Here is a 19565-nt window from a genome sequence, read left to right on the forward strand (position 1 = left end):
TCCTGTTAGGAGAGAAATGAAACAGTCAGTTTATATTATTGGTTCAAAGGGGATTCCTGCTAAGTATGGAGGATTTGAAACCTTTGTTGAAAAATTAACCGAATATCAAAAAGACAGCAACATACAATACTATGTTGCTTGTATGCGTGAAAATTCAGCCAAGTCTGGTATTACGGAAGATCAGTTTGAGCACAATGGAGCCATTTGCTTCAACATCGATGTACCCAATATCGGACCAGCTCGTGCTATTGCTTACGATATCGCAGCGATCAACAAGGCTATTGAATTGGCTAAGGAAAACAAGGACGAGGCTCCCATTTTTTATATTCTAGCTTGTCGCATCGGTCCTTTTATTTCTGGACTTAAGAAAAAAATTCGTGCCATTGGTGGCTCTTTGCTGGTAAACCCTGATGGTCATGAATGGTTGCGAGCAAAATGGAGCCTTCCAGTTCGTAAGTACTGGAAATTTTCAGAGCAGCTCATGGTCAAACATGCAGATTTACTGGTCTGTGACAGTAAAAACATTGAAAAATATATCCAAGAGGATTATAAGCAGTACCAACCAAAGACCACCTATATTGCCTATGGAACGGATACTACTCCTTCAATCCTGAAAGCAGAAGATGCCAAAGTTCGGGATTGGTATCAGGAAAAAGGAGTTAGCGAAAATGGCTATTATCTAGTAGTGGGACGATTCGTTCCTGAAAACAACTACGAAGCCATGATTCGTGAATTTATCAAGTCCAAGTCCAAGAAGGACTTTGTCCTCATCACAAATGTGGAGCAGAATAAATTTTACGACCAGTTGTTACAGGATACTGGTTTTGATAAAGATCCTAGGGTTAAATTTGTTGGGACTGTCTATGACCAAGAGTTGCTCAAGTATATTCGTGAGCATGCCTTTGCCTATTTCCATGGACATGAGGTTGGAGGAACCAACCCTTCTCTGCTGGAAGCTTTAGCATCTACAAAACTGAATTTGTTGCTAGATGTTGGCTTTAACCGTGAGGTTGGTGAAGACGGGGCCATTTATTGGAAAAAAGATGAGTTGACTCGTGTCATTGAGGAAGTAGAAGGATTTGATCAGGCAGCAATAACTGACTTGGATTTCAAGTCAAGCGAAAGAATCCTCTCAGCTTTCACATGGGAAAAGATTGTGTCAGATTATGAAGAAATGTTTAAAGGATAGGGAATGAAACGGATTTTATACTTGCATGCTGGTGCAGAAATGTATGGAGCAGATAAGGTTTTATTGGAATTGATCAAAGGATTGGATTCCAAAGAATTTGAAGCTCACGTCATCTTGCCAAATGACGGTGTTTTAGTCGAGGCTTTGCGCCAAGTTGGGGCTCAGGTCAGTGTGTTGGATTATCCGATTTTACGTAGAAAATACTTTAATCCTAAGGGCATTGCCGACTATATTCGCTCTTATAATTTCTATGCTAAGCAAATCGCCCTCTATGCTCGAGAACACAGTATAGATATGGTTCACAATAATACAGCGGCTGTTTTGGAGGGCATCTATTTGAAACGCAAGCTCAAGCTGCCTTTGATTTGGCATGTTCATGAGATTATCGTCAAACCCAAAGCTATTTCTGACTTTATCAATATGCTCATGGGACGATATGCAGACAAGATTGTGACGGTGTCCCAAGCGGTCGCTAATCATATCAAGCAGTCTCCCTTTATCAAAGATAGCCAAGTGGAAGTGATTTATAACGGTGTCGATAATGCTGTCTATTATCCAATGGATGCGTCTTCTATTCGTGAAAAATTTGACATTGCGCAAGATGCACTTGTGATTGGCATGATTGGTCGGGTCAATGCTATCAAAGGACAAAATGATTTCATAGAAGCAGTCGAGCCACTTTTGGAAAAGAATGAGCAAGCGGTGGCTTTCCTAGCTGGAGGTGTTTTTCCTGGTGAAGAATGGCGCTTAGAAGAACTAGATAAGAGAATAGCTTCTTCATCTGTTGTGTCACAAATTCATCGTATTGATTACTACGATAAGACTTCTGAACTTTATAATATGTTTGATATCTTTGTCTTACCAAGTATAAAACCTGATTCCCTACCTACAGTAGTCCTAGAAGCTATGGCTTGTTCAAAACCAGTTGTTGGTTATAACAATGGGGGAATAGCTGAAATGGTAGTAGATGACAAAAGTGGTTGCTTAGTCAAACCAAATCGTCCTCAAGAACTTTCTAATGCCATTTCTCTCTTACTAGATAGTTCTGAAAAAAGAGAAAAATTTGGGCGAGTAGGATATCAGAGACAAAAAGAGCTGTTTTCTTTGGAGAGTTACATCAAGAACTTTTCGGAGTTGTATAAAACAGATAGAAAAGATTAGTTATGAATAAAATAGATTTTGTTGTTACTTGGGTTGATGGGAATGATCCTGTGTGGCAAGAAAAAAAATCAAGCTATGATGGCTCGGTTAATACTTCTAAACAGAGTATGAATTCAGTCAAGGCTTACCGAGAATGGGGGACCTTTAAATATTGGTTTAGAGGAGTTGAAAAATTTGCTCCTTGGGTCAATAAGGTCTACCTCGTGACCGACCAGCAAAAGCCAAGCTGGTTAGATATAAATAGTGAAAAATTGGTGTTGGTAGATCATACAGAGATTATCTGTAATGACTACCTGCCAGTTTTTTCTGCCAATCCTATCGAAAGTAACATCCATCGAATCCCTGGTCTCTCAGAGCATTTTGTTTTTTTTAATGACGATATGTATTTGACAGCTCCAGTCGAGCCGACAGATTTTTTCTCAGAGGATGGTTTACCTAAATATAATACGGCTCTTTCACCGATTATTCCTGAAAGATATGGGACGGGGAATTTTCAGATAAATGACATGGAGATTGTCACTAGCTATTTCAGTCGAAATGAAATTTTGAAGAATGGCCAATTCTTTGATCCAAAGCAGGGATTAAAAAGTATCGTTAAGTCGCTACTATACAGAAATAGTCAGTTTATCTGTGGTTTCTGGGAGAGTCATCTGCCCTATCCTCTACTAAGATCAACGATGAACTTGGTATGGGAAAAGGAAAAAGCTGTCTTGGAAAGAACCTCGGCTAGTCGCTTTAGAAATCCTTCTGATACCAATGTTTGGCTCTTTAAGTATTGGCAGATTGCCAGTGGTAAATACGCTATCGGAAATCCTAAGTTGGGAGGACTCTTTTCTTTGGATAATGCCGGACCAGATTTTTGGAAGATACTAAATTCTGGCAAATACCAAATTATGTGTATCAATGATGGATTTAACATTCAAGACGAGGAGCAGGTGATGACAGACTTTATCAAGGCTATGGATCAACTGCTTCCAGATAGAAGTTCATTTGAGATTTAAACTGTAAAACTAAGTAAGAGAAAGAAAAGAAAATATGATTTCGGTAATTGTGCCTGTTTATAATGTGGAGGACTACCTTCATTATGCCATGGAGAGTTTGGAACATCAGACTTACAAGGATATGGAAGTCCTCTTGATTGATGACGGCTCGAGTGATGGCTCAGGACACTTGTGTGACCAGTATGCCCAGCAATATGATTGGGTGACTAGCTACCATAAGGTCAACGGTGGCTTGTCTGATGCTCGGAACTATGGGGTCTTGAAAGCCAAGGGTGACTGGATTACTTTCCTAGATCCAGACGACTATCTGGAACCCTGCGCCTTGGAACTGCTAGCAGAGCTACAAAGTCGTACCCAAGCAGATATGGTGAGTGGCAAAGTAGAGCCAACAGCTCACTATCATCGTTTTCAAAATTTTCACTTGGATCAGCTTGATTTAGACCAAGTTAAGGTCTATGACAAGGCAAAGGCTCTGACTGAGATGCTTTATGGAGACCTTGTAACGGTCTCTGCTTGTGGGAAACTCTATCGGAAAGAACTTCTTGAGAAAGCTCCCTTCCCCAAGGGGCGCATCTACGAAGACCTCTATGTTATCAGTGAGCATCTCAACCAAGCCCAATCCGTGGCCTTGTACCATCTTCCGATTTACCATTATTACCATAGACCTGGTAGCATTACTGCCTCGGCTTTCACGCCAAAACAATACGAGTTTTACGAAGCAATTGATCATTTAAAAGAGGTTGTGAATGCAACCTATCCTGAGAGTTCAGAACTCCAAGAAGCTATCATTTCACGCTTCTTTACAGGAAGTCTTCTTATCTTTACGATGATTAAGGATGGGGATTCGGTAGAATTCAAGAGACTTCAGGAGAAAACCAGGCCTTATTTGCCTCTTGTCTTGAAGAATGCTAGAGTTAGCAAGAAACGTAGGATCCTCTATGTTTTAATTACTAAGTATCCGCGGCTCTATTATCAATTTAAAAAGTTAAAAAAATCCTAAGTAAGAGTTAGGGATGAAAGAAGAAAAGGAAAAAGAAAATGTTAAAGTTAGAACGTGATAAATTGCTAATTGCAGCAGTTTTAATAGTGGTTGTCTCCATAGATATGATCAATACGTCTATGTTAGCTCCTGTTTTACCTAATATTCCTAATGTAGTTCCTTTTTTTGCGGTCCTGTTACTTGCTATGCGATTTGCTTATATTCATCACTACTCTATAAGCTATCTCATCTTTGCACCAATTCTTCTTTTTGCTGGGGGCATGGTTTACTATAAGACTGGGAACCTTAATGCATTGATGTATATGTTTCTGCTTGTCTTTCTTTACAAGGCTGAGATGGAAAGTGTACTTAAAATATACTCTGTTGTAGCCTTGTTTTTTATTGTATTGATAGTGTTCTTGGCCGTGATTGGTGCTATTCCAAACTTGCAATTTGTCCAATCACGATCTGCGGGAGTCGTTGTTCGAAATTCATTTGGCTTTATTTATCCAACTGATTTTGCTTCTCACTGTTTTTATCTATATACAGCTATATCGTATATCTTTAGAAAGAAATTCATTATTTTACGGACTGCCTTAGGATTTGGTCTGGCTTATTTCATTATTCGATATTGCGATGCGAGGCTTAATGCCGCTTCTATTACTGTAATGGCGCTCATTTTTCTGTACTTTTATTTCCGAAATGATAAACAGCGACGGCTTTTTGCTTTACTTCCTTTATCGGCTGGTATAGCGTCTTCAGTAATGATTTATCTCTCTTCTAAATTTACCTGGTCTCATCCAATGTATGTGGCTCTAAACAATTTTTTTAGTATGAGATTACACCTAGGACATGAGGCACTAAAAAAATATGCAGTGCAGTGGTTTGGGATTCGGGGCATATCATTTATCGGTTATGGGGGGCGTACAGAATCCGTTTTGAGCTACGACTATGTAGACTCTTCCTACGTTCAGATGCTCTTTACCTATGGGATGATTCCAGTTCTCTTATTGGTCGTGTTATACATAGTTAGGTCTTGGTCATTTTATCGCAAAAAGAATTATTTGCTATTGACGGCCTTATCCTTAATAGCAGTCAACTGTATGTTTGAGGCCTTCTGGGTTCGTCCATCATACAATATCTTTATGTTCCTTCTTTTTGCTACTATTCCAGCGATGGAATTTAAAGAGGAAAAATCTGATATGAGGGAAGCTGTGTGAGAGTTTTAAAAAATTATTTGTACAATCTGTCCTATCAGTTACTTGTCATCGTCTTACCTGTGATTACAACACCTTACATCACTCGGGTTTTCTCATCCAATGACTTAGGTTCCTATGGGTACTACAACTCAATAGTAACTTACTTTTTACTCTTAGCGACACTTGGGGTGGCCAATTATGGGACAAAGGAAATTTCCGGCCATCGTAAGGAAGTCGAAAAGACCTTCTGGGGTATTTACAGTTTACAAGTCCTTTCAACCTGTTTAGCGGTTACGCTTTATATAGTTGTCTGCTTGCTTGTGCCGTCGATGAACAATCCAATTGCCTATATACTTGGCTTTAGTTTGCTGTCTCGTGGTTTTGATATTTCTTGGCTTTTTCAAGGGTTAGAAGATTTCAAAAAAATCACAGCTCGTAACACAATGGTCAAACTTCTAGGTGTTGTATCGATATTCCTATTTGTTAAGAAACCATCTGACTTGTACTTGTATATCATCCTCTTGGTTGCCTATGATCTACTAGGTCAGTTGAGTATGTGGCTTCCTGCTCGGGAACACATTCGCAAGCCGCATCTGGATATAGCCTATGCCAAAGAGCATATCAAACCAGTTATTCTCTTGTTTCTGCCACAGATTGCCATTTCGCTCTACATCACGCTAGATCGCACCATGTTGGGTGCCTTGTCTTCGACCAAGGATGTCGGGATCTATGATCAAGCCTTGAAATTATTGAATATTTTATTGACCTTGGTAACGTCGCTTGGTAGTGTTATGTTGCCTCGGGTCTCTAATCTCCTTTCATCAGGCAATCAAAAGGCGGTTAACAAGCTACATGAAATGTCTTTCTTAGTGTATAACTTGGTTATCTTTCCAATGATTGCGGGGATTTTGATTGTTAACAAAGATTTTGTTAATTTTTTCCTGGGGCAAGACTTCCAAGATGCTCGCTATGCGATTGCCGTCATGGTCTTTAGAATGTTCTTTATTGGCTGGACCAATATAATGGGAATTCAAATCTTGATTCCTCACAATAAGAATCGTGAATTTATGCTATCAACAACTATTCCAGCTGTTTTTAGTGTGGGCTTGAATCTCCTCTTGATCCCGCCTCTGGGCTATATTGGAGCTTCAATTGTATCTGTTGCGACTGAAGGTTTGGTCTGGCTGATCCAACTCTACTTTACACGTTCGTATCTAAAAGAGGTCAAGATTCTACCGTCCATGTTAAAAATACTTCTAGCAGCACTACTGATGTACGGCGCCCTGTATTCTGCACAAGCTTTCATGCACTTCTCGTCTGTTGTGAATGTCTTGATTTATGCTGCCCTTGGCTTCCTAGTCTATGGTGGCTTGGTTTTGCTCTTACGTGTCTTGGATTTTCAAGAACTAAAAAGTGTTTTAAAGAAATAAGGAGATTTTATGTACGATTATTTGATTGTCGGTGCTGGCTTGTCAGGTGCGATCTTTGCCTACGAAGCTAACAAACGCGGCAAGAAGGTGAAGGTGATTGACAAACGAGAACACATTGGTGGGAATATCTATTGCCAATCTATTGAAGGAATCAATGTCCACAAGTATGGAGCTCACATCTTCCATACATCTAATAAAAAGGTCTGGGATTATGTCAATCAGTTTGCGGAGTTTAACAATTACATCAATTCTCCTATTGCCAACTATCAAGGACATCTTTACAATCTGCCTTTTAACATGAATACTTTCTATGCTTTGTGGGGGACAAAGACACCCCAAGAAGTCAAGGACAAGATTGCTGAGCAGACGACACACATGCAAGATGTTGAGCCTAAAAACTTAGAGGAACAAGCCATTAAGTTGATTGGTATGGATGTCTATGAAAAGCTAATCAAGGGCTACACCGAAAAGCAATGGGGGCGTTCTGCTACTGAACTACCACCCTTTATCATCAAGCGTTTACCTGTTCGATTGACCTATGATAACAATTATTTCAATGACCGTTACCAAGGAATTCCGATTGGTGGTTACAATGTCATCATCGAAAAGTTGTTGGACGGAATCGAAGTAGAGCTCAATACAGATTTCTTTGCAGATCGGGAGAACTTGGAGGCTTCAGCAACTAAGATTGTCTTCACAGGGATGATTGATCAGTTCTTTGACTATAAATTTGGTGAACTTGAGTATCGCAGTCTCCGTTTTGAGCATGAGATTCTGGACCAAGAAAATTATCAAGGAAATGCTGTAGTCAACTATACTGAGCGAGATATTCCCTATACGCGAATCATCGAACACAAACATTTTGAGTTTGGGACTCAGGACAAGACGGTTATTACTCGAGAATATCCAGCAGATTGGAAAAGAGGAGATGAACCTTACTATCCAATCAATGATGCCAAAAACAATGCTATTTATGAGCAGTATCTAGCAGAAGCTGAGAAAAATGGGCGCGTGATCTTCTGTGGGCGTTTGGCAGATTATAAATACTATGATATGCACGTGACTGTTGAACGCGCATTGGATGTGGTAGAAGAAGAACTAGGGAGTATCTAAGAACATCACAGATAAAGGGGAGAAAAGGTGAAATATTATCTGAAGGATTCATTTCTGCATAATGCACACGAAAAGAATGCAGGGAGTAAGGCACGAAATGACGTGGAAGCTATTCTAATCTCAGAGGGTTATGAGGGCTTGGAGCTCAAGGTTGAGAATTGGTATAAGATGAATTTCTTTAAAGCTCAACAACACAAATATCGTGCGACCAAGTCTGTGTTTGATCAGTTGGGAGCCGGAGATGAATTGGTGATTCAGTTCCCTATTATCCACCATACATTTTTCATCTCACAACTCATTAAGCAGGCGCAAAAAAGAGGAGCAAAATTCTATCTTTTGATCCATGATATTGAAACCTTGCGTCATGCAGCAGGTTCAGAAGTGAAATTTCGTCATAAAGTGAGAAATTACTTCCAAGAGAAGAAAGCTCTAACGTCAGTAGATGGGATTATCGTTCATAACGAGATTATGAAGAAAGTGCTGGTAGGTCAAGGAGTGCCAGCAGATAAAATGGTTAGCTTGGAGATTTTTGACTATCTGATTCCTAACTTTGAGGTACAAGCTCTTCCTCAAAAAGACCAACCTATTATCGTAGCTGGAAATTTGAACCTTGCAAAGTCAGGTTATCTTTATAATTTACCAGAACAACCAGCCTATAACTTGTATGGAGTGGGCTATGATGAAAGTCGTGCATTGAAAAACACCACCTACTTTGGTTCCTTTATGCCGGATGACCTCCCAGCTGCTCTTGAAGGTAGTTTTGGTTTGGTGTGGGATGGTGATAGTTCAGAAACTTGCCAAGGTTCTTACGGAAATTACCTACGTTTTAACAATTCACACAAGGCTTCTCTTTATTTGGCTTCGGGCTTTCCTCTAGTGGTTTGGAAAGAGTCTGCCCTTGCGCATTTTGTTCTGGATAAACAGTGTGGTCTAGCAGTTGATTCTCTACACGACCTCCAAAAAGCACTAGATGATTTGACACTTCAAGACTACAAGGAACTTTCAGAACAGGCTAGGAAGGTTGGAGCTGCTCTTCGAGACGGAGCCTATTTAAAAGCTGCCTTATCCAAATTGAAGTAAATTCCTTAGAGAATTTAGGACAAAATAACACATAATATAGGATAGATAATTAGCTAGAAAGGACGCTATTATGAAAGGTATTATTCTTGCAGGTGGTTCGGGAACGCGCCTGTACCCACTTACTCGAGCTGCGTCAAAACAGCTGATGCCGGTTTATGATAAACCCATGATTTATTATCCTTTGTCAACCCTAATGTTGGCTGGAATCAAGGACATTTTGATTATCTCAACACCACAGGATTTGCCCCGTTTTAAGGACCTGCTCTTGGATGGTTCCGAATTTGGGATCAAGCTTTCCTATGCGGAACAACCTAGTCCCGATGGACTTGCTCAGGCTTTTCTTATCGGTGAAGAATTTATCGGCGACGACAGTGTTGCCTTGATTTTGGGCGACAATATCTATCATGGACCTGGTTTGAGCAAAATGCTTCAAAAGGCAGCCAAGAAAGAGAAGGGTGCGACTGTTTTTGGCTACCAAGTGAAGGATCCAGAGCGTTTTGGTGTGGTCGAGTTTGATACAGACATGAATGCTATTTCCATAGAAGAAAAACCGAAGAATCCTCGCTCTAACTATGCAGTGACAGGTCTTTATTTCTATGACAATGACGTTGTGGAGATTGCCAAACAGATAAAACCGAGTGCTCGTGGCGAGTTGGAAATCACAGATGTTAACAATGCTTATTTGAAGCGTGGGGATTTGTCAGTTGAAGTTATGGGTCGTGGTTTTGCCTGGTTGGATACAGGGACGCATGAGAGTCTGTTAGAAGCATCTCAATATATCGAAACGGTTCAACGAATGCAAAATCTCCAGGTTGCCAACCTGGAAGAAATTGCCTACCGAATGGGTTATATCAGCCGCGAAGATGTGCTGAAGTTGGCGCAACCTCTCAAGAAGAATGAATACGGGCAATACCTGCTCCGTTTGATTGGAGAAATCTAGATGACAGATAATTTTTTCGGTAAAACACTTGCAGTGCACAAGATTGATGCCATTCCAGGTTTGTTAGAGTTCGACATTCCAGTTCATGGTGACAATCGTGGCTGGTTTAAGGAAAATTTCCAGAAAGAAAAGATGCTACCGCTTGGTTTCCCTGAAAGCTTCTTTGCTGAAGGGAAACTGCAAAACAATGTCAGCTTTTCTCGTAAAAATGTTCTTCGAGGCCTCCATGCCGAACCTTGGGACAAGTATATCTCAGTAGCAGATGATGGGAAAGTTCTGGGTTCTTGGGTTGACCTACGTGAAGGTGAGACTTTTGGAAATGTTTATCAGACCGAGATTGATGCAAGTAAGGGAATCTTTGTCCCTCGTGGCGTAGCCAATGGTTTCCAAGTACTCTCGGATACAGTTGCTTATAGCTATCTGGTCAATGACTACTGGGCACTTGAGCTCAAGCCTAAATATGCCTTTGTCAACTATGCAGACCCAGCCTTGGGAATCGAGTGGGAAAACCTAGAAGCAGCAGAAGTCTCAGAAGCTGATAAACATCATCCCCTACTTAAGGATGTCAAACCACTAAGAAAAGAAGATTTGTAAAAAAGTTAAGGAATAAAAATGACTGAATACAAAAACATCATCGTGACAGGTGGAGCTGGTTTTATCGGTTCTAACTTTGTTCATTATGTTTACAAAAACTTTCCAGATGTTCATGTGACAGTACTGGACAAGCTGACTTATGCTGGTAATCGTGCCAACATTGAAGAAATTTTAGGTGATCGTGTTGAGTTGGTTGTTGGGGATATTGCAGATGCAGCCTTGGTAGATAAGTTAGCTGCTCAAGCAGATGCCATCGTTCACTATGCGGCAGAAAGCCATAATGACAACTCGCTCAATGATCCTAGTCCATTTATCCATACCAACTTCATTGGGACTTACACTCTTTTGGAAGCAGCTCGTAAATACGATCTTCGTTTCCACCATGTGTCAACTGACGAAGTCTATGGGGACCTGCCTTTGCGTGAAGATTTGCCGGGTCATGGAGAAGGTCCAGGTGAGAAATTTACGGCTGAAACCAAGTATAATCCAAGCTCACCATACTCATCAACCAAGGCAGCTTCAGACTTGATTGTCAAAGCTTGGGTGCGCTCATTTGGTGTTAAAGCGACTATTTCTAACTGTTCAAACAACTATGGTCCTTACCAGCACATTGAGAAGTTCATTCCGCGTCAAATTACCAATATCTTGAGCGGTATCAAGTCAAAACTCTACGGTGAAGGTAAGAATGTCCGTGACTGGATTCACACCAATGACCATTCATCAGGTGTTTGGACGATTCTGACAAAGGGTCAAATCGGTGAAACCTACTTGATTGGAGCGGATGGTGAGAAGAACAATAAGGAAGTGTTGGAACTCATCCTCAAGGAAATGGGACAACCTGCTGACTCTTATGACCACGTGACAGATCGAGCTGGTCACGACCTCCGCTATGCCATCGATGCTAGCAAACTTCGTGATGAACTAGGATGGAAACCCGAGTTTACCAACTTTGAAGCAGGTCTCAAAGAGACCATCAAATGGTACACAGACAACCAAGACTGGTGGAAATCTGACAAAGAAGCGGTAGAGGCTAACTATGCTAAAACGCAACAAGTGATTAAATAATCAGATACTAAAAAGCAAGAGACCTCATGGTCTCTTGCTTTTTATGTATGTCGTAATCTTTTATTTTCTTATTTCTTGTTTATAAAATTCTTTGAGGGCATCTTGCCAGCTTGGGATGACGAAACCTGTCGCCTTTGCCTTCGCCAAGCTCATAGTTGAATTGAGTGGACGTTTGGCCTTGGCAGGAAACTTGCTGGAGTCTACTGGTACTACTTCGACATCACTGTCTTTAAGAATCTCGACAGCAAAGTCATACCAAGTGGTGTCTTTAGCTGCGTCATTTGATAAGTGGTAGTAGCCAAATGCTTTTTGATTTTCAGTCAAATAGGTCATGAATTCGGCCAAGGTTCGTGTCCAGGTTGGGCGGCCGTGTTGGTCGTTGACTACTGTGAGTGTTTTATGGAATTTGGCTAGATTTTGCATGGTAAAGACAAAGTTTTTACCATAATTTCCAAAGACCCAAGCAGTGCGAATGATGTAATACTGTGACGTAAGGGTTTCAACAAGTTCTTCCCCCATTCGCTTGGTACGCCCGTACTCTGTCTGCGGATCAGGTAGGTCATCGACTTCCCATTCTTGTCCGACGGGTTTCTTCCCATCAAAGACGTAGTCTGTCGAGATATAGACCAGAGTAGCTTCGTATTTCTCAGAGGCCTTGGCTACATTTTCAGTTCCAGTTACGTTTATGGCAAAATCCAGTTCTTTTCCCTCATCTTCTGCAGCATCAACAGCAGTGTAGGCTGCACAATGATAGACCAGAGTTGGTTTAACCTCAGCAAATACCTTCTCAACCATTTCAGCATTAGTGATATCCATTTCGGCCACATCCACTGCAACATAGTCCACATTTCGTTCATCTAGTAAATAACGTAGTTCAGTACCGAGTTGACCATTCGCACCTGTAATTAATATCATTGTCTTCTCCTTAACTTTTCTTCTATTTAATCATAGCAAAAAAATGATAAAAAATCTGATTTTCGGTCCTTGTTTTGATGGTTTCTATCCGATAAGAATCTGTTTTTGAAATAAAGCTGTTTATTAGATTCTTTGAGATAGAATTTTATTATAGCTGTAAAGCAATTCTTAAAATTCGGAGCGTTAGCACTGTTCAGAAAATAGAAAATTTTAGTGAATTTTACCTATTTCCTATTGCTTTCTGTCTTTTTATTTGTTATATTAAAAGTACAATTATTTTTTATTTATAACAGTTAAGCATAGCACTTTCAGAGAAAGGAGTATTTTTTAAAAAAGAAATGTAAACGCTTACTGGAAAATGAAAGGATTTAGGAGTTCATGGATAAACGATTTTTTGAAAAACGCTGTAAGTTCAGTATTCGTAAGTTTACGCTTGGAGTAGCTTCGGTGATGATTGGAGCGACTTTCTTCGCAGCTAGCCCAGTATTGGCTGATCAAGCAAGAGTTGGTTCAACAGATAATTTGCCGAGTGAACTGGCTGATTTGGATAAGAAGGCTAGTGATGAGGGGCACGATTTTGACAAGGAAGCTGCCGCTCAGAATCCTGGTTCAGCTGAAACTACTGAAGGCCCTCAAACAGAAGAAGAGTTATTGGCTCAAGAAAAAGAAAAGTCTGAAAAGCCAAGCAATCTGCCAAAAGAATTAGAAGATAAGTTGGAGAAAGCTGAAGACAATGGGCGTGAAGTTGAAAAGGATCAATTGGCCCAAGATACAGGGAAACTTGTTCCAGAAGATGTAGCTAAAACGACTAACGGGGAATTAAACTACGGCGCAACTGTTAAAATCAAGACGCCATCAGGAGAAGGCAGCGGTATTGTCGTTGCTAAAGACCTTGTCTTGACGGTTTCTCATAACTTTATCAAAGACAGCCAAGACGGCAATATCCGTAAGGTTGTGGATAATGACCAAGGGGATGGAGATATCTATAGCATCTCTTATCCAGGATTGCCAGATGTCAAGTTTAGTAAGAAAGATATCATTCATTGGGATCGTGAAGGCTACCTGAAGGGCTTCAAAAATGATTTGGCCCTAGTGAGATTACGTACAGTTCTAGAAAATACGCCTGTTGAAGTAACCAAAAAGCCAGTAGTTAAGAAAATCGGAGATAAGCTCCATGTCTTTGGTTATCCAGAAGGGAAATTGAATCCGATTGTCAATACTACAGTTGATTTTGCGGAACCATACGGAGAAGGTGTCCAAGGGATTGGTTACCAAGGAGGAAAACCGGGCGCTAGTGGTGGCGGTATCTTTGATACAGAAGGAAAACTGGTCGGTGTGCACCAAAATGGTGTAGTTGGAAAACGGAGCGGCGGCATTCTCTTCTCACCAGCTCAACTAAAATGGATCCAAGACCACATGCAGGGAATTTCAAGTGTGAAACCAGCAGACTTGGAAGAGAAAGAGAAACCGGCTGAAGAAAAACCAAAAGAGGATAAACCTGCAGCTGCTAAACCTGAAACGCCTAAGACAGTAACTCCTGAATGGCAAACAGTAGTGAATAAAGAGCAACAAGGAACCGTCACTATTCGTGAAGAAAAGGGTGTTCGCTACAATCAATTGTCTTCAACGGCCCAAAATGACAATGATGGCAAACCAGCCTTGTTTGAAAAACAAGGATTGACAGTTGATGCTAATGGAAATGCGACGGTTGATTTAACCTTCAAAGATGATTCTGAAAAGGGCAAATCACGCTTTGGTGTCTTCTTGAAATTTAAAGATACCAAGAACAATGTTTTTGTTGGTTATGACAAAGATGGCTGGTTCTGGGAGTATAAATCTCCAACCGATAGCACCTGGTATAAGGGGGGCCGTGTAGCAGCGCCTGAGACAGGATCAATTAACCGCCTATCAATTACCCTCAAGTCAGATGGACAACTCAATGCAACGAATAATGATGAGAAACTTTTTGATACGGTCACTTTGCCAGCAGCTGTTAATGAAACTCTCAAAAATGAGAAGAAAATCGTCCTAAAAGCTGCTTCCTATGGCAATGAGCGTACAGTTGTCAGCGTTAAAACAGACAATCAAGAAGGTGTAAAATCAGATGATACTCCTGCCCAGAAAGAAACAGGTCCGGCCGTTGACGATAGCAAGGTGACTTATGATACGATCCAGTCTAAGGTACTCAAGGCAGTGATTGACCAAGCCTTCCCACGTATTAAAGAATACAGTTTGAACGGGCATACCTTGCCAGGACAAGTCCAACAATTCAATAAAGTATTTATCAACAAACACGAAGTCACACCTGAAGTTACTTACAAAAAAATCAATGAGACAACAGCAGAATACTTGATGAAGCTTCGCGATGATGCTCACTTAATCAATGCAGAAATGACAGTTCGTTTGCAAGTTGTGGACAATCAATTGCACTTTGATGTGACCAAGATTGTCAACCATAATCAAGTCACTCCAGGTCAAAAGATTGATGATGAAAGAAAGCTGCTTTCTTCTATTAGTTTCCTTGGTAATGCTTTAGTCTCTGTTTCGAGTGAGCAAGCTGGTGCTAAGTTTGATGGGGCAACCATGTCAAACAACACTCATATCAGTGGAGATGATCATATTGCTGTAACCAATCCAATGAAAAACTTGGCTAAGGGTTACATGTATGGATTTGTTTCTACAGATAAGCTTGCTGCAGGTGTTTGGAGTAACTCTCAAAACAGCTACGGTGGTGGTTCGAATGACTGGACTCGTTTGACAGCATTCAAACAAACTGTTGGAAATAAAAACTATGTGGGAATCCAAAGTTCTGAATGGCAATGGGAAAAAGCTTATAAGGGCATTGTTTTCCCAGAATACACCAAGGAACTTCCAAGTGCCAAGGTTGTTATCACCGAAGATGCCAATGCTGACAACAAAGTCGACTGGCAAGATGGTGCCATTGCTTATCGTAGCATCATGAACAACCCTCAAGGTTGGGAAAAAGTCAAGGATATCACTGCTTACCGTATCGCGATGAACTTTGGTTCTCAAGCACAAAACCCATTCCTTATGACCTTGGATGGCATCAAGAAAATCAATCTCCACACAGATGGTCTTGGGCAAGGTGTTCTCCTTAAAGGATATGGTAGTGAAGGTCATGACTCTGGACACTTGAACTATGCTGATATTGGTAAACGTATTGGTGGTGTCGAAGACTTCAAGACCTTGATCGAAAAAGCGAAGAAATATGGAGCTCATCTAGGTATTCACGTGAACGCTTCTGAGACCTATCCTGAGTCTAAATACTTTAACGAAAATATTCTTCGTAAGAATCCAGATGGAAGCTACAGCTATGGTTGGAACTGGCTAGACCAAGGTATCAACATTGATGCTGCTTATGACCTAGCACATGGACGCTTGGCTCGCTGGGAAGACTTGAAGAAAAAACTTGGTGAAGGTCTCGACTTTATCTATGTGGACGTATGGGGCAATGGTCAATCGGGTGATAACGGTGCCTGGGCTACCCACGTTCTTGCAAAAGAAATCAACAAACAAGGCTGGCGCTTTGCGATTGAGTGGGGCCATGGTGGTGAATACGACTCTACCTTCCAACACTGGGCAGCTGACTTGACCTATGGTGGCTACACTAATAAAGGTATCAACAGTGCTATCACTCGCTTTATCCGCAACCACCAAAAAGATTCTTGGGTTGGGGACTACAGAAGTTACGGTGGTGCAGCCAACTACCCACTTCTAGGTGGTTACAGCATGAAAGACTTTGAAGGCTGGCAAGGAAGAAGCGACTACAATGGCTATGTAACCAACTTATTTGCCCATGATGTCATGACTAAGTACTTCCAACACTTCACTGTAAGTAAATGGGAAAATGGTACACCAGTTACCATGACCGATAATGGTAGCACCTATAAATGGACTCCAGAAATGAAGGTTGAGCTAGTTGATACAGCAGGTAACAAGGTTGTTGTGACTCGTAAGTCAAACGATGTCAATAGCCCGCAATACCGCGAACGTACAGTAACGCTTAACGGACGTGTCATCCAAGATGGTTCAGCTTACTTGACTCCTTGGAACTGGGATGCGAATGGTAAGAAACTTCCTGCTGATAAGGAAAAAATGTACTACTTCAATACGCAAGCTAGTGCAACAACTTGGACACTTCCAAGCGATTGGGCAAATAGCAAGGTTTACCTTTACAAGCTAACTGACCAAGGTAAGACAGAAGAGAAAGAATTAACTGTAAAAGATGGCAAGATTACCCTAGACCTTCTAGCAAATCAACCATACGTTCTTTACCGTTCAAAACAAACCAATCCTGAAATGTCATGGAGCGAAGGCATGCACATCTATGACCAAGGATTTAACAGTGGAACCTTGAAACACTGGACCATTTCTGGTGATGCTTCTAAGGCAGAAATTGTCAAATCACAGGGTGCAAATGAAATGCTTCGTATCCAAGGCAATAAGAGCAAGGTCAGCCTTACTCAGAAACTGACTGGCTTGAAACCAAATACCAAGTATGCGGTTTATGTCGGTGTTGATAACCGTAGTAATGCTAAGGCAAGTATCACAGTGAATACTGGCGAGAAAGAAGTGACTACCTATACCAATAAGTCACTCGCTCTCAACTATATCAAAGCTTATGCTCATAACAATCGCCGTGAAAATGCTACAGTTGATGATACAAGTTACTTCCAAAATATGTACGCCTTCTTTACAACTGGATCAGACGTATCAAACGTTACTCTTACTTTGAGTCGTGAAGCTGGTGATGAAGCAACTTACTTTGATGAAATTCGTACCTTTGAAAATAATTCAAGCATGTACGGAGACAAGCACGATACAGGTCAAGGAACCTTCAAGCAAGACTTTGAAAATGTAGCTCAAGGTATCTTCCCATTTGTAGTAGGTGGTGTCGAAGGTGTCGAAGATAACCGCACTCACTTGTCTGAAAAACACGATCCATATACACAGCGTGGTTGGAACGGTAAGAAAGTCGATGATGTTATCGATGGAAATTGGTCATTGAAGACTAACGGACTAGTGAGCCGTCGTAACTTGGTTTACCAAACTATTCCGCAAAACTTCCGCTTTGAAGCAGGTAAGACCTATCGCGTAACCTTTGAATATGAAGCAGGTTCTGACAATACCTATGCCTTTGTAGTTGGTAAGGGAGAATTCCAGTCAGGTCGTCGTGGTACTCAAGCAAGCAACTTGGAAATGCATGAATTGCCAAATACTTGGACAGATTCTAAGAAAGCCAAGAAGGCAACCTTCCTCGTGACAGGTGCAGAAACAGGCGATACTTGGGTAGGTATCTACTCAACTGGAAACGCAAGCAATACTCATGGAGATGCTGGCGGAAATGCCAACTTCCGTGGTTACAACGATTTCATGATGGACAATCTTCACATCGAGGAAATTACCCTAACAGGTAAGATGTTGACAGAAAATGCTCTCAAGAACTACTTGCCAACGGTTGCCATGACCAACTATACGAAAGAGTCTATGGATGCTTTGAAGGAGGCGGTCTTTAACCTCAGTCAGGCCGATGATGATATTAGCGTGGAAGAGGCGCGTGCAGAGATTGCCAAGATTGAAGCTTTGAAGAATGCTTTGGTTCAGAAGAAGACAGCTTTGGTAGCAGAAGACTTTGAAAGTTTGGATGCGCCAGCTCAACCAGGTGAAGGTCTTGAGAATGCCTTTGATGGTAATGTGTCTAGTCTATGGCATACATCTTGGAATGGTGGAGATGTAGGCAAGCCTGCAACTATGGTCTTGAAAGAACCTACTGAAATCACAGGACTTCGTTATGTTCCACGTGCCTCTGATTCAAATGGAAACTTGCGAGATGTGAAACTGGTTATCACAGATGAGTCTGGTAAAGAACATACCTTCACAGTGACAGATTGGCCAAATAACAACAAACCAAAAGACATTGACTTTGGCAAGACAATCAAGGCTAAGAAAATTGTCCTTACTGGTACCAAGACTTACGGAGATGGTGGCGATAAATACCAATCTGCAGCGGAACTCATCTTTACTCGTCCACAGGTAGCAGAAACACCACTTGACATGTCTGGCTATGAAGCAGCTTTGGCTAAGGCGCAGAAATTGACAGACAAAGACAATCAAGAGGAAGTGGCTGGAGTTCAGGCAAGCATGAAATATGCGACGGATAACCATCTCTTGACGGAAAGAATGGTGGCATACTTCGCAGACTATCTCAACCAATTACAAGATAAGGCTGCTAAACCAGACGCTCCTACAAGCAGCAAGGGTGAAGAGCAACCTCCTGTTCTTGAAGTTCCTGAATATACAGGTCCTTACGGAACAGCTGGAGAAGAAGCGGCTGTTCATGACCTACCTGAGTTCAAAGGCGGCGTCAATGCAGCAGAAGCAGCTGTACATGAGGTTCCTGAGTTCAAGGGCGGCGTCAATGCAGTTCAAGCCTTGGTTCACGAATTACCAGAATACAAGGGTGGAGCCAATGCGGTTCTAGCAGCTGCAAATGAAGTCCCTGAGTTTAAGGGTGGCGTCAATGCGGTCCAAGCCTTGGTAAACGAGAAACCAGCCTACACAGGTGTATTGGCTACTGCTGGAGATCAAGCAGCTCCAACAGTTGAAAAACCTGAGTACCCGCTCACTCCAAGCCCAGTAGTTGATGCCAAAACTCTGGAAGATAAAGAAGAGCAACTTCCTGCTACAGGAGAACATAGTTCAGAAGCAGCCCTCTTCTTGGCAAGTGTGAGCATCGCTTTATCTGCTGGGGTTCTTGCGACAAAACGTAAAGAAGATTAATGAGATTTGGTTTTAGCAGTTCAAAGCAACTCGAATCAAAAAGGAACAAACAGCCGGAGAGGACCTCTTGGTTCTCTCCTTTTTCAAAGGAGAAATGA

General features: G+C 41.4%; 13 protein-coding genes. 12 read left to right on the forward strand and 1 reads right to left on the reverse strand.

Translation table 11 applies throughout. From position 1 onward, the window contains the following. The first annotated feature begins 16 nt into the window (after positions 1–16). From cps2T to rfbB, 11 genes are all read left to right on the forward strand, one after another. Positions 17–1189: a beta 1-4 rhamnosyltransferase Cps2T gene (gene cps2T, locus B7723_RS07850; protein WP_070800128.1), complete on the forward strand. Its 1173-nt coding sequence runs from the start codon at positions 17–19 to the stop codon at positions 1187–1189. A gap of 3 nt (positions 1190–1192) precedes the next feature. Continuing rightward, on the forward strand, positions 1193–2350 hold the full coding sequence (locus B7723_RS07855; RefSeq protein ID WP_042768969.1) for a glycosyltransferase family 4 protein: 1158 nt from the start codon (positions 1193–1195) through the stop codon (positions 2348–2350). Between the two features lie 2 nt (positions 2351–2352). After that, entirely contained in the window at positions 2353–3351 is a 999-nt protein-coding gene (locus tag B7723_RS07860; protein WP_001033091.1) for a Stealth CR1 domain-containing protein, read from the forward strand. Positions 3352–3385: 34 nt separating this feature from the next. Beyond that, positions 3386–4351 carry a glycosyltransferase family 2 protein gene (locus B7723_RS07865; RefSeq protein ID WP_084849938.1) on the forward strand — a complete coding sequence of 322 codons (966 nt, stop codon included), beginning with the start codon at positions 3386–3388 and terminating at the stop codon, positions 4349–4351. Between the two features lie 38 nt (positions 4352–4389). Further along, positions 4390–5550 carry a polysaccharide polymerase gene (locus B7723_RS07870; protein WP_084849937.1) on the forward strand — a complete coding sequence of 387 codons (1161 nt, stop codon included), beginning with the start codon at positions 4390–4392 and terminating at the stop codon, positions 5548–5550. Continuing rightward, the gene (locus B7723_RS07875) at positions 5547–6959 is read left to right on the forward strand and encodes a flippase (protein WP_084849936.1); all 1413 of its coding nucleotides are present in this window, start codon (positions 5547–5549) and stop codon (positions 6957–6959) included. The genes B7723_RS07870 and B7723_RS07875 overlap by 4 nt, the downstream gene beginning before the upstream one ends. Before the next feature lie 9 nt (positions 6960–6968). Next, entirely contained in the window at positions 6969–8072 is a 1104-nt protein-coding gene (gene glf / locus B7723_RS07880) for a UDP-galactopyranose mutase (protein WP_084849935.1), read from the forward strand. 27 nt (positions 8073–8099) lie between these two features. Next, the gene (locus B7723_RS07885) at positions 8100–9152 is read left to right on the forward strand and encodes a sugar transferase (protein WP_084849934.1); all 1053 of its coding nucleotides are present in this window, start codon (positions 8100–8102) and stop codon (positions 9150–9152) included. A 70-nt stretch (positions 9153–9222) separates the two neighbouring features. Then, entirely contained in the window at positions 9223–10092 is an 870-nt protein-coding gene (gene rfbA / locus B7723_RS07890) for a glucose-1-phosphate thymidylyltransferase RfbA (RefSeq protein ID WP_084849933.1), read from the forward strand. Next, positions 10093–10686, forward strand: coding sequence for a dTDP-4-dehydrorhamnose 3,5-epimerase family protein (locus tag B7723_RS07895; RefSeq protein ID WP_061426739.1), 594 nt, complete (start codon positions 10093–10095; stop codon positions 10684–10686). Positions 10687–10704: 18 nt separating this feature from the next. Then, positions 10705–11751: a dTDP-glucose 4,6-dehydratase gene (rfbB, locus tag B7723_RS07900; protein ID WP_084849932.1), complete on the forward strand. Its 1047-nt coding sequence runs from the start codon at positions 10705–10707 to the stop codon at positions 11749–11751. Positions 11752–11811: 60 nt separating this feature from the next. On the opposite strand, the gene rfbD is transcribed toward rfbB, so the two are convergent. Beyond that, on the reverse strand, positions 11812–12666 hold the full coding sequence (gene rfbD, locus B7723_RS07905) for a dTDP-4-dehydrorhamnose reductase (protein ID WP_084849931.1): 855 nt from the start codon (positions 12664–12666) through the stop codon (positions 11812–11814). Between the two features lie 378 nt (positions 12667–13044). On the opposite strand from rfbD, the gene B7723_RS07910 reads away from it, so the two are divergent. Beyond that, on the forward strand, positions 13045–19467 hold the full coding sequence (locus tag B7723_RS07910) for a SpGH101 family endo-alpha-N-acetylgalactosaminidase (RefSeq protein WP_084849930.1): 6423 nt from the start codon (positions 13045–13047) through the stop codon (positions 19465–19467). Positions 19468–19565: the final 98 nt, after the last annotated feature.

The organism is Streptococcus oralis subsp. oralis (genome assembly GCF_002096435.1).
Taxonomy (GTDB): domain Bacteria; phylum Bacillota; class Bacilli; order Lactobacillales; family Streptococcaceae; genus Streptococcus; species Streptococcus oralis_AA.